The sequence below is a fragment of the Flavobacterium johnsoniae UW101 genome, assembly GCF_000016645.1.
GTDB classification, from domain to species: Bacteria; Bacteroidota; Bacteroidia; order Flavobacteriales; family Flavobacteriaceae; genus Flavobacterium; species Flavobacterium johnsoniae.
The window spans coordinates 3400151-3412465 of the sequence record NC_009441.1; the positions used below are offsets into that span (position 1 = coordinate 3400151).

Here is a 12315-nt window from a genome sequence, read left to right on the forward strand (position 1 = left end):
TGTGTTTTATTAGCTTCTGATTAATTCACCTTCAATTTTAGAAGCTTCTATAATTTGGTGAATATCTGCGTCTACTACTTCTTTTTTAATGTCAGCAAACTTCAAGAACTCAATGTAAACAGTGTCTAATTGTGTTTTTGTAAGCTCGTAACCTACTTTTTTAGCACGGTACGCTAATGCTGCTCTTCCGCTTCTTGCAGTCAAAATGATAGAAGATTCGTTTACACCCACATCAAGCGGATCCATAATTTCGTAAGTTGCTCTGTTTTTGATAACACCATCCTGATGAATTCCAGAACTATGTGCAAAAGCATTTGCTCCAACGATAGCTTTATTTGGCTGTACAATCATTCCCATACTTTCAGAAACTAAACGGCTCATTTCGTTTAATTCTCTTGTATTGATGTTTGTATCTAAGTTTAAGTAAGGATGTTGTTTAAAAATCATTACCACTTCTTCAAGTGCAGTATTTCCTGCTCTTTCTCCAATACCGTTAATAGTACACTCGATTTGTCTTGCACCATTAATTGCACCTGCAATTGAGTTTGCAGTTGCCATTCCTAAATCGTTATGACAGTGGCATGAAAGGATTACGTTTTCGATTCCTTTTACGTTTTCTTTTAAATATTTAATCTTTGCTCCATATTCTTCCGGAAGACAATATCCTGTTGTGTCAGGAATATTTAATACAGTTGCACCAGATTTAATAACTTCTTCACAAACTTTTGCAAGGAAAGCATTATCAGTTCTACCAGCATCTTCTGCGTAGAATTCTACATCTTCTACATACGATTTTGCGTGTGCTACTGCAAATTTGGCTCTTGCAATAATATCTTCAGGCGTAGTTTGTAATTTGTGGAGTATATGAGATTCAGAAGTTCCGATTCCAGTATGGATTCTAGGTTTCTTCGCGTGCTTTAAAGCAGCTGCAGCAACATCAATGTCGTTTTTCACGGCTCTTGTTAGTCCGCAGACCGTTGCATTTTCTACAATTTTACAAATCTCAGAGACCGATAAAAAATCGCCCGGACTTGACACAGGAAAACCAGCTTCGATAATATCAACTCCCATTTTGTCTAGTCGTTCTGCGATAACTAATTTTTGCTTAGTATCTAACTTGCATCCTGGAACTTGCTCACCGTCGCGTAAAGTGGTGTCAAAAATTTGAACTTTCTCTCTATTCATATTCATTTATTTAATGTAATTTCACATCTTGATAACAAATATATATTGTACAATCGCAGTACGAAATTCATTTTAATGAAATTATACTGTTCATAACACAATTTATAACGAGTTAAATATTTAATAATCAATAAGTTATATTATTATTTTTTACAATGGCTAACCATCAAAAAGATTTCTTATTTGTTCTGATAAAATCACTTTCCAAATCTGAAAAAAGGCAGTTTAAAATTTTTGCAAGCCGATTAGAGACCAGCTCGAATACGAAATTCATTGAACTATTCAACATTTTAGATAAGTCTGAAACGTATGATGAAAAGCTTATTTTAAAGAGCGGAAGCATCAAAAAAGTTCAGCTATCTAATTTAAAATCATACCTATACAAACAAATCTTAGTTAGTATTCGTTTAAATATTCCGAGCCAGAATATTCGTTATCAATTACGCGAACAAATTGATTTTGCTGTTATACTATATAATAAAGGACTTTATAAACAGAGTTTAAAAATTCTTGACAAAACAAAACAGCAGGCTTTAGAAAATGACGAAAAATATATGGCATATGAAATTGTCGAGTTCGAAAAGCTGATAGAATCACAATATATTACGAGAAGTATCCAAGGCCGTGCCGACGAATTGGTTGTTCAGGCCAAAGAATTAAATTACCGAAATACTATTTCGAGCAAATTATCGAATCTTTCGCTTCAATTATACGGAATCATGCTGAAAACAGGTTACGTAAAAAGCGATGAGGAGTATAAATATATTGATGATTATTTCAATAAGCACATTGCCAAACTAGACGAAACTAAATTTGGTTTCCGTGAAAAGTATTGGTTTTACAATGCTAATTTATGGCGAAGCTTCTTAGTTCAGGACTTTTTAGCGAGTTATAAATTTGCTTACAAATGGGTACAGCTTTTTTATGACAACCCAAATATGATTTACCTGAATCCGGTATTTTTCTTAAAAGGAAACCATTATTTTCTGGAATCGCTTTATATGTTGAAATATACATCCAATTTCAAAAAATATCTTTCGCTGTTAGAAGAAACAATTCAGGATCCGAGATTTCCTGTAAATGATAATCTTGCTTCGCTGTCATTTTTATACTTATACAATAACAAACTGAATCTGCATATTCTGGAAGGGACTTTTGCCGAAAGTGAATATCTGATTCCAGAGATTTTAGAAAAACTGAAAGTACACAGCGACCACCTTGATGAACATCACGAAATGTTATTTTTCTACAAAATTGCTTCTATTTATTTTGGAAATGAAAAGTATAACGAATGTATTTTCTATCTTGACAAAATCATCAATAATAAAAACTTAACTATGCGCGAAGATTTAATGTGCTTTGCAAGGCTATTGTCGCTGATTGCGCATTATGAACTAGGAAAAGATTATTATTTAGAAAATCACCTGAAAAGCACGTATAAGTTTTTATTAAAAATGAATGACTTACACGAAGTTCAAAAAGAGATTATCAAGTTTTTAAGAAACCTGAATAACTTCTACCCTGCTGATATTAAAAAGGAATTCAAAAAAATGCATGCCCGTTTCGTAGAACTTGAAAAGAATACTTACGAAAAAAGAGCTTTCTTATACCTGGATATTATTTCGTGGCTGGAAAGCAAAATTGAAAATAGAAAAATTGCTGATATTATTAAGGAAAAGGCGAAATTGAATAGCCGATAAATCTTCCGATAAAAAAAACAAACTTCAATAAAAAAGCCTTGAATTTCAAGGCTTTTAGTCATTTCGACAAAACTGTACCAAAAACCAAACCCGACAGGTTTTAAAAACCTGTCGGGTTTACTAACGTAAAAATCCCAAATTCCTCCTGATAACTATCGGGATGGAATTTGGGATTTTGTATATTGAAAATTAAAAGAATTTATTCTACAATATTAGAAGTCGTAACATAAAAATCTTTATCAACTTCTATTTTTCTGTCTTCATTATCTGTTTTTACTGACTGCCATTCTGTTGTTGGTTTCAGCCAGGTTTCAACACCGTTTAATTTTACTCTTACCGGCATATCAAATTTAGAAACACAGTTTGTCCAGTGGTACCCGAAAGTTCCGTTTTTAAACATATATTCAAAAACCGGAATTTGAGTTGTAGTTAAATATTGAGCAAAAACTCTGTTGAAGTTAATTCCGGATTGTTCGTTAATATAATCCTGAATTTGTTTACCAGTAACCGTTTGATGGTAAAACGTTTTGTTCATGCCTCTTAAAATCGATTTCCATTTAGCATCATCATTTATTACCTGACGAATCATATGAAGCATTGTAGCTCCTTTTGGATACATATCGCCAGAACCTTCATTGTTTACATCATAATGTCCGATGATTGGAGTATCATTTTTAATATTTTTTCTACATCCAATTACATATTCTGCTCCGGCATCTTTTCCATAATAATACTCCACAAAAAGACTTTCAGAATAGTTTGTAAAACTCTCGTGAACCCACATATCAGCAATATCTTTGTAAGTAATATTGTTAGCGTACCATTCGTGACCCGATTCGTGAATGATGATAAAATCAAACTTTAATCCCCAGCCCGTTCCGCTTAAATCACGCCCTAAATAACCGTTTTTATATTGATTTCCGTATGTAACAGAACTTTGGTGCTCCATTCCTAAATACGGAACTTCAACCAATTTATAACTGTCTTCGTAGAACGGATAAGGCCCGAACCAGTTTTCAAAAGCTTTCAGCATTTTTGGCGCATCTTTAAACTGCTCTTTCGCCAAAGCCAGATTGTCTCTTAAAACATAATAATTACAGTCTAAATTTCCTTTTTCGCCTTTAAAAACTTCTGAAAAATTAACGTAATCACCAATATTGATGTTTACACCGTAATTATTGATAGGATTGGCAACATACCAATTGAAAGTTTTCGTTCCGTCTTTTTCTTTTTTAACGCTTTGTAATCTTCCGTTAGAAACCTCTGTTAAATCTCCCGGAACATTAACGCTGATAAGCATATTTTCTACTTCATCATACATATGGTCTTTACACGGCCACCAAACGCTCGCTCCTAAACCCTGGCAAGATGTAGCAATAAAATCTTTTCCGTTTTTATCTTTTTTCCAAGAAAAACCGCCGTCCCATGGTGCTCTTACCGCTTCTTTAGGTTTTCCGTTAAATGATACTACAATTTCTTTTGTATCGCCAACTTTTTGTTTTTCGTTTAAAGTGATGAAAAATGCGTTTCCGTCTCTTTCAAATTTTAATTCTTTTCCGTTCTGCGTTACTTTAGTAATGTTCATTGGTTCCTGCAAATCAATCTGCATACGGTTATTTTCTGTTAAAACAGTATAACGAACTGTATTAGAACCTGAGATTGATTTTTCTTTTGGATTCACTTTTACATCAAGGTGATAATATTTCAAATCCCACCAAGCTCTTTCTTTTGTGATGCTTCCGCGTAAAGTATCCTGATGTGTAAAAACGGTTTCTGACTTATTTAAAAGTCCCTGAGCATTGGCAGTAAAACCAATTAGAAAAGCAGTTAAAATGCTTCCAAAGTAATTTTTCATTGGTTAGAATTATAAAATAAATAAAGTATTCGAACTTAATCTGTCACAAATGTAAACATTCGGATTAAGAATTCTAAAATTTTATGATTTCTTCATAAAAAACAAACCCAATAAATAAGAAATTTATTGGGTTTCATTTTTAGTTATTTTAAAAACTTAATTAGTGATATTAGATTCAATCACATAAAAGTTTTTATCTACAGTTAAAACTGTTTTTTCGCTGTTTAAATCTTTCGCCTGCCAATCTGATGTTGGTTTTAGCCAGGTTTCTACACCGTTTAAAATGACCTTTAAAGGAAGATCAAAATTTTCCTGACAATTAATCCAGTGATACGCTAATTTTTGATTTTTAAAATAATATTCAAAAACAGGCACCTGAGGCGTTCTTAAATACTGATTAAAAACCGCACTGAAATCAATTCCAGATTCTTTACTAATATAGTCTTCAATCTGTTTTGTGGTAACGGTTTGATGATAAAACGTTTTGTTCATACCGCGAAGAATCGCTTTAAATTTTGCATCATCATTAATCACCTGACGAATCGTGTGAATCATATTAGCGCCTTTCGGGTACATATCGCCAGAACCTTCTCTGTTTACATCATAATGCCCAATAATAGGTTCTTTATTCGCAATCATTTTTCTAATTCCTCTAGCGTATTCATTTGCAGCATCTTTTCCATAATAATATTCTATAAAAAGAACTTCTGAATATGTCGTAAAACTTTCATGAATCCACATATCGGCAATGTCTTTATAGGTAATATTATTAGCAAACCATTCATGACCCGATTCATGAATAATGATATAATCAAATTTCAATCCCCAGCCTGTTCCGCTTATATCATGTCCGTTATGACCGTTTTGGTAATTGTTCCCGTAAGTTACCGAGCTTTGATGTTCCATGCCTAAATACGGAACTTCGACCAATTTGTAACTGTCTTCGTAAAACGGATAAGGTCCAAACCAGCTTTCAAAAGCTTTAAGCATTTTAGGAGCATCTTTAAACTGTTCTTTTGCTTTAGCCAGATTATCTCTCAAAACATAATAATTACAATCTAAATCGCCTTTTTCTCCTTTAAATTTTTCTGAGAAATTAACGTAATCCCCAATATTGATATTTACGCCGTAATTGTTAATTGGATTAGCGACATACCAATTGAAAGTTTTAGTTCCATCTTTTTGTTTTTTAACGCTTTGCAGCCTTCCATTTGAAACATCAGTTAAATTCCCAGGAACATTTACGCTGATCAGCATATTCTCTACTTCATCGTACATATGGTCTTTACAAGGCCACCAAACACTCGCACCTAATCCCTGACAAGATGAAGCGATAAAATCTTTTCCGTTTTTATCTTTCTGCCAGGTTATTCCGCCATCCCAAGGGGGACGTACGGCTTCTTTTGGAACTCCTCCAAATGAAACGATAATTTCTTTCGTTTCTCCAGCTTTTTGATTTTCTGATAAAGTAATAAAGAAAGCATTTCCGTCTCTTTCAAACTTTAAATCTTTTCCATTCTGCGTTACTTTCGTAATGTTCATCGGTTCCTGCAAATCAATCTGCATACGGTTGTATTCATTTAAAACCGTATAACGGACAGTATTAGTTCCGGAAATGGTTCTATCTGTCGGATTCACCTTAATGTCAAGATGATAATATTTCAAATCCCACCAGGCTCTTTCTTTTGTAATACTTCCGCGTAAGCTATCCTGATGTGTAAAAACAGTTTCTGACTTATTTAAAAGTCCTTGGGCATTGGCTGCAAAACCAATTAGAAAAGCTGTTATAACACTTCCAAAGTATTTTTTCATTATATAAATTAAGTTTTGAATTAGTTATAATATTAGTATACATTTCCAATTTATGTTACAAAATTAGTATTCATATATAGTTTTGTTTTCTATTTTAGCTAAAATTTTCCTGTTTTATGAAATTTAGTTCGTTTTTATATCTTTTCACATTTCTGTATTCAATAAATAATCATTCACAGACATTTTCAATTCCGAAAACTAGTGAAAAAATAAAAATCGACGGAGATTTAACCGATTGGAAAACACCTTTTTTAGGTCCTTTTGTAATTCATAATTCAGGAGAAAAAGCAAAACAAAATACAATGGTTTCACTTTCGTGGAATGATGAATACCTTTTTATTGCTTATCGCTCAGCAGATTCTCAAATAGTAGGAAAACCTCAAAAGAAAGATTCTAAAATCTATGAAACTGATGATTTGGTAGAAATATTCATTGATCCTGACGGAGATGGGAAAAATTATTTGGAAATTGGTGTAAATGCATTTTCTGCTAATTACGATATGCTTATTAAATGTATTTCACCAGAATGCGGAGGCTGGAAAACAGATATGAATTTTGATATTGAAGGATTTGAAGCTGTCAGTAAAATCACTTCTGAAGGTTTTGATACCGAAATAAAAATCCCTTTTTCAAGCTTAGAAAAAATTGAAAACAGCCATTTTTTAAAACCAAAGATCGGTACAAAATGGAAGGCGAATATTTTTAGGATTGATTACGGTAATACAACCGAATACCTTGCTTTACAGCCTTATAAAAGTTTAAAATTTGGATTTCATCAACCGCAGGAATTTGCAGTTTTTGAGTTTGTGGAGTGATAAATTTGTTTAATCGTTTATCTGGTTAATTGTTTAATCGAAAACATATTGGTGTAGAATTTATTTTATACTCTCCAACTTCTCTATCTACTAGAAATTTAAAAGTCTGATTATTTTCTTTCATCTTATAAACTTCAAAAATAGATTTATTAGACACAAAATAAACATTTTGCAAAAACCTGTCATTTAGATTTCCATAACTATTAAAAGTTTCAGCAAACATGGATATCCCTTTTTTTAAAACTACTGGACTAGAAAATTCTTTTGGAAGAAAAATATTTATAAATACTCCATTATCAACGTATATTTCTCCCGTACTTTCATTAATTGGAGCAAAATTACCATAAGGCGTTTTTTGTAAAAACAAAATAAGTCTCTGACCAGATTTTAGTTCTTTAATTCTTGGGTCACATAACCATTCTTTCCAGATGGAAACTTTAATATTTGAAACTGATTTTCCTTTTACAAATTGACTTATTTTAAACTCATATTCATTTTTCGAAACCTTAGAGATGGTGCCATCAACAATTAAGTCTGCTTTTGCAATAACAATTGAATAGGGCATTTCATATTTTTTGAATCCATAGTTTAATGTTGGAAATAAAAATAAAAACAGGCACACAAATAGTTTCATAAAATGATTGTTTTTAGCTAAAGTAAATATTTTTATCAGACTGAGCGAAGTTGAAATCAAGTTTATTAAATCACTTTACAGTATTTCAAATTCACTCAGATTGAAAATATTGAGTATAACTACTTCTGACGTTTCTTTAAAACTTCTACAACATCATTTAACTGATAACCTTTTGCCTGCAGTAAAATCAGATAATGAAAAAGTAAATCGGCGCTTTCGCTGAGGAATAAATCATCGTTGTTATCTTTTGCTTCAATAACTACTTCTACTGCCTCTTCACCAACTTTTTGGGCAATTTTATTGATTCCTTTTGCAAATAAAGAAGCTACATAACTCTGTTCAGAATCAGCATTTTCTCTACGGGTTTTGATTGTATTTTCTAATTGTGAAATAAAACCGTAATTCGCATCATTGGGTTCTTGCCAACATGTATCTGCGCCTGTGTGGCACGTTGGTCCAACTGGTTTTGCCTGAATTAATAGCGTATCGCCGTCACAATCATTTTTAATGCTTACCAGATTTAAAAAGTTACCGCTCTCCTCGCCTTTTGTCCAAAGTCTTTGCTTAGAGCGACTAAAGAAAGTTACTTTTTGAGTTTCTATTGTTTTTTGAAGCGATTCTTCGTTCATATAACCCAGCATCAAAACATTTTTTGTTTCAGAATCCTGAATTATAGCCGGAATTAATCCGTGTGCGCTTTTGATATCGATATCCATAATTATTTTAGATTTTAGAATTCAGATTTTAGATTGCTGAACTCTTTTATTTTAGATTAAATCTTCTCTTTCTTCTTGTTTCCTGCTTCTCTTAAAGTCTAACTTCAACACCATTCTTTCTTAATTCTTGCTTTAATGCTTTGATTTCGATTTCTTTAAAATGAAAAACACTTGCAGCCAAAGCGGCGTCTGCTTTTCCTTCTTTAAACGAATCTACGAAATGCTGTATGTTTCCAGCGCCTCCCGAAGCAATAATTGGAATATTTACTAATTCTGATAGTTTTGCCAGAGCTTCGTTTGCAAAGCCATTTTTAGTTCCGTCATTATCCATCGAAGTAAAAAGGATTTCTCCTGCTCCTCGTTCTGCCACTTCAACAGCCCAATCGAATAAATTCAATTCAGTCGGAACTTTTCCGCCGACTAAATGTACAATCCATTGTCCGTCAATTTGTTTAGCATCGATTGCTACAACAACACACTGACTTCCAAATTTCTGAGCCAAATCATTAATCAACTGCGGATTTTTAACTGCCGATGAATTAATTGAAACTTTATCAGCTCCATTATTCAGCAGAATATCAACATCTTCAACAGATGAAATCCCACCGCCAACAGTAAACGGAATGTTGATTTTTTCTGCCACGCTTCGCACCATATTTACCAGCGTTTTACGTCTTTCCTCAGTTGCCGAAATATCCAGGAAAACCAATTCGTCTGCACCTTCTCTCGAATAAATTTCAGCCAGTTCTACAGGATCGCCTGCATCACGCAAATCAACGAAATTAACGCCTTTTACAGTTCTTCCGTTCTTTATATCTAAGCAGGGTATTATTCTTTTTGCTAGCATTTTTTATTTGGTTGTTGGTTGTTGGTTGTTGGTTGTTGGGCAATATGATAAACTATCGAGCGACAACCAATAACTATCAACCTATTATGTAATTCTCTAACTGCTTTAAGGTAATTCTTCCTTCGTAAATTGCTTTTCCTATAATCGTTCCTTCACAACCTAATTCGGCTAATTTTGGCAATTCGTCAAAAGTTGAGATTCCTCCAGAAGCGATTAGTTTTACGCCTTTAGCTTCTGCTAAAATTTTACTGTACAAATCAAAACTTGGACCTTGCAGCATTCCGTCTTTGGCGATATCGGTGCAAATAACGTATTGAATTCCTTTATTTTGATAATCCTGAATAAACGGAACTAAATCTTCATTTGATTCTTCTAACCAGCCAGAAACCGCAATTTTTTCATCTTTTGCATCAGCTCCCAAAATAATTTTTTCTGAACCGTATTCTGAAATCCATTTTTCGAAAATCGTTCTGTTTTTTACAGCAATACTTCCGCCGGTAATTTGGTTTGCACCGCTTTCAAAAGCAATTCTCAAATCATCATCCGACTTTAATCCGCCTCCAAAATCAATTTTTAAGCTCGTTTGCGTTGCAATTTGTTCTAATATTTTATAATTGACAATTTTACTTGATTTTGCACCATCAAGATCTACTAAATGTAAATATTCAATTCCGTATGCTTCAAATGATTTCGCTACTTCAAGCGGATTTTCATTGTAAATTATTTTGGTATCATAATCACCTTTGGACAAACGAACGCATTTTCCTTCAATGATATCTATGGCTGGTATTATTCTCATTTTATTTTAGTCTTAAAGTTTGAAAGTCTAAAGTCTTAAAGTCTTTTTGATTCTCAAAAATTGATATTTTGATTGATTTTTGATATTGAAATTTTACATTTTTAAAAAATTACCTAGAATCTTTTCTCCAACATCACCGCTTTTTTCTGGGTGAAATTGGGTTCCATAAAAATTATCTTTTTGTAATGCCGATGCGTATTCTACATCGTAATTTGTTGTTGCGATAGATTCAGCACAATTTGGAGCGTAAAAACTATGAACCAGATACATGAACTCGTTTTCAGAAATTCCTTTAAACAAATCGGTTTTTAAATCATAAATCTGATTCCATCCCATTTGCGGCACTTTTACATTGTTTGAAAATTTCAAAACATCAACATCAAAAATTCCTAAACCTTCTGTGTTTCCTTCTTCCGATTTATTGCACATTAACTGCATTCCGAGACAAATTCCTAAAACGGGCTGTTTCAATTGCGGAATCAGACTATCTAAACCACTTTCACGAAGTTTTGCCATAGCCGAACTCGCCTCTCCCACGCCAGGAAAAATTACTTTATCTGCCAATTTAATTTCGTCCGGGTTATTACTCAAAACCGCCTTAAAACCCAGTCTTTCAATAGCAAACATAATGCTCTGAATATTTCCTGCTCCGTAATTTATAATTACTATTTTCATTTAATTTTAGTCTTAAAGTCTAAAGTCCAAAGTCTTAAAGTCGCTTTCTGAAATCCATAATTTAGGAATCTTTTGACTTTATGACTTTCAACTTTCGACTTATTTAAAGCATTCCTTTCGTAGAAGGCAAAATCATTTTTTCGGTATCTCTTTTTACGGCTACTTTTATCGCTTTTGCGAAAGCTTTAAAGATCGCTTCAATTTTGTGATGTTCGTTTATTCCTTCTGCTTTGATATTTAAATTCGCTTTTGCGCCGTCTGTAAATGATTTAAAGAAGTGATAGAACATTTCTGTCGGCATTTTACCAACCATTTCGCGTTTAAATTCAGTTTCCCAAATCAGCCAGTTTCTTCCGCCGAAGTCAATTGCTGCCTGTGCTAAACAATCGTCCATTGGAAGACAGAAACCGTAACGTTCGATTCCTAGTTTATTTCCTAACGCTTTCGCGAAAACTTCTCCTAAAGCAATTGCCGTGTCTTCAATTGTATGGTGTTCATCGACTTCTAAATCGCCTTTTACAGTAATTTCTAAGTCCATTTGTCCGTGACGTGAGATTTGATCCAACATGTGGTCAAAAAACGCAATTCCGGTGTCGATTTTGCTTTTTCCAGTTCCGTCAAGGTTTAAGTTGATATAAATATCGGTTTCATTGGTTTTACGAGTAATCGAAGCTGAACGTGCCTCTAATTTCAGGAACTCGTAAATTCTTTTCCAATCTATCGTCTGCAAAGCAATCGTATCGTTTAATTCTTCTCGTTTTGATGAAATTTCATTGCTTCCAATTCCATCAGTCATATTCATGAAAATGGCTTTTGCGCCTAGATTTTTAGCCAATTCAACATCAGTTAAACGATCACCTAAAACAAAAGAATTTTCTAAATCATATGCTGGATTATTCATATATTTTGTCAGCATTCCCGTTCTTGGTTTGCGTGTTGGCGCATTTTCTTCCGGAAAAGTTCTGTCTACAAAAATTTCATCAAAAACAACACCTTCGTTTTCAAAGGCTTTAAGGATAAAATTCTGAGTTGGCCAAAACGTATCTTCTGGAAAACTATCCGTTCCTAATCCGTCCTGATTGGTTACCATTGCCAGTTCGTAATCTAGTTCAGCGGCAATTTTAGCCAGATATTGAAAAGCTTTTGGATAAAATTCCAGTTTAGCTAAACTGTCTAATTGGTAGTTTTCAGGTTCTAAAACAATCGTTCCGTCACGATCGATAAAAAGTACTTTTTTCATATTTTTTTGTTTTGCCACAGATTTCACAGATTAAAAT

11 protein-coding genes are annotated in these 12315 nt (G+C 33.3%); 2 read left to right on the forward strand and 9 right to left on the reverse strand.

Annotation, left to right across the window (positions count from 1 at the left end; all coding sequences use genetic code 11):
* Positions 1-9 precede the first annotated feature (9 nt).
* A complete protein-coding gene (locus FJOH_RS14870) occupies positions 10-1185 on the reverse strand; it encodes a 2-isopropylmalate synthase (RefSeq protein ID WP_052295190.1) in 1176 nt (391 codons plus the stop codon).
* 155 nt (positions 1186-1340) lie between these two features.
* Between FJOH_RS14870 and FJOH_RS14875 the strand changes: the two genes are divergently transcribed.
* The gene (locus FJOH_RS14875) at positions 1341-2885 is read left to right on the forward strand and encodes a hypothetical protein (protein ID WP_012024925.1); all 1545 of its coding nucleotides are present in this window, start codon (positions 1341-1343) and stop codon (positions 2883-2885) included.
* A 199-nt stretch (positions 2886-3084) separates the two neighbouring features.
* Here FJOH_RS14875 and FJOH_RS14880 read toward each other — a convergent pair whose 3' ends face one another.
* A complete protein-coding gene (locus FJOH_RS14880) occupies positions 3085-4740 on the reverse strand; it encodes a M1 family metallopeptidase (protein WP_012024926.1) in 1656 nt (551 codons plus the stop codon).
* A gap of 156 nt (positions 4741-4896) precedes the next feature.
* The gene (locus tag FJOH_RS14885) at positions 4897-6552 is read right to left on the reverse strand and encodes a M1 family metallopeptidase (protein ID WP_012024927.1); all 1656 of its coding nucleotides are present in this window, start codon (positions 6550-6552) and stop codon (positions 4897-4899) included.
* A 116-nt stretch (positions 6553-6668) separates the two neighbouring features.
* Between FJOH_RS14885 and FJOH_RS14890 the strand changes: the two genes are divergently transcribed.
* A complete protein-coding gene (locus FJOH_RS14890; RefSeq protein WP_012024928.1) occupies positions 6669-7367 on the forward strand; it encodes a carbohydrate-binding family 9-like protein in 699 nt (232 codons plus the stop codon).
* A gap of 25 nt (positions 7368-7392) precedes the next feature.
* Here the strand turns inward: FJOH_RS14890 and FJOH_RS14895 are convergent, their stop codons facing one another.
* From FJOH_RS14895 to hisB, 6 genes are all read right to left on the reverse strand, one after another.
* The gene (locus FJOH_RS14895; protein ID WP_012024929.1) at positions 7393-8001 is read right to left on the reverse strand and encodes a hypothetical protein; all 609 of its coding nucleotides are present in this window, start codon (positions 7999-8001) and stop codon (positions 7393-7395) included.
* A 119-nt stretch (positions 8002-8120) separates the two neighbouring features.
* Entirely contained in the window at positions 8121-8717 is a 597-nt protein-coding gene (hisIE, locus tag FJOH_RS14900) for a bifunctional phosphoribosyl-AMP cyclohydrolase/phosphoribosyl-ATP diphosphatase HisIE (protein WP_012024930.1), read from the reverse strand.
* Between the two features lie 91 nt (positions 8718-8808).
* Positions 8809-9564: an imidazole glycerol phosphate synthase subunit HisF gene (hisF, locus tag FJOH_RS14905; protein ID WP_012024931.1), complete on the reverse strand. Its 756-nt coding sequence runs from the start codon at positions 9562-9564 to the stop codon at positions 8809-8811.
* Positions 9565-9640: 76 nt separating this feature from the next.
* Positions 9641-10363, reverse strand: coding sequence for a 1-(5-phosphoribosyl)-5-[(5-phosphoribosylamino)methylideneamino]imidazole-4-carboxamide isomerase (gene hisA, locus FJOH_RS14910; protein ID WP_012024932.1), 723 nt, complete (start codon positions 10361-10363; stop codon positions 9641-9643).
* A gap of 93 nt (positions 10364-10456) precedes the next feature.
* Positions 10457-11038, reverse strand: a complete 582-nt coding sequence (gene hisH / locus FJOH_RS14915) for an imidazole glycerol phosphate synthase subunit HisH (RefSeq protein WP_012024933.1) — start codon at positions 11036-11038, stop codon at positions 10457-10459.
* A 103-nt stretch (positions 11039-11141) separates the two neighbouring features.
* Positions 11142-12278, reverse strand: a complete 1137-nt coding sequence (gene hisB / locus FJOH_RS14920) for a bifunctional histidinol-phosphatase/imidazoleglycerol-phosphate dehydratase HisB (protein WP_012024934.1) — start codon at positions 12276-12278, stop codon at positions 11142-11144.
* Positions 12279-12315: the final 37 nt, after the last annotated feature.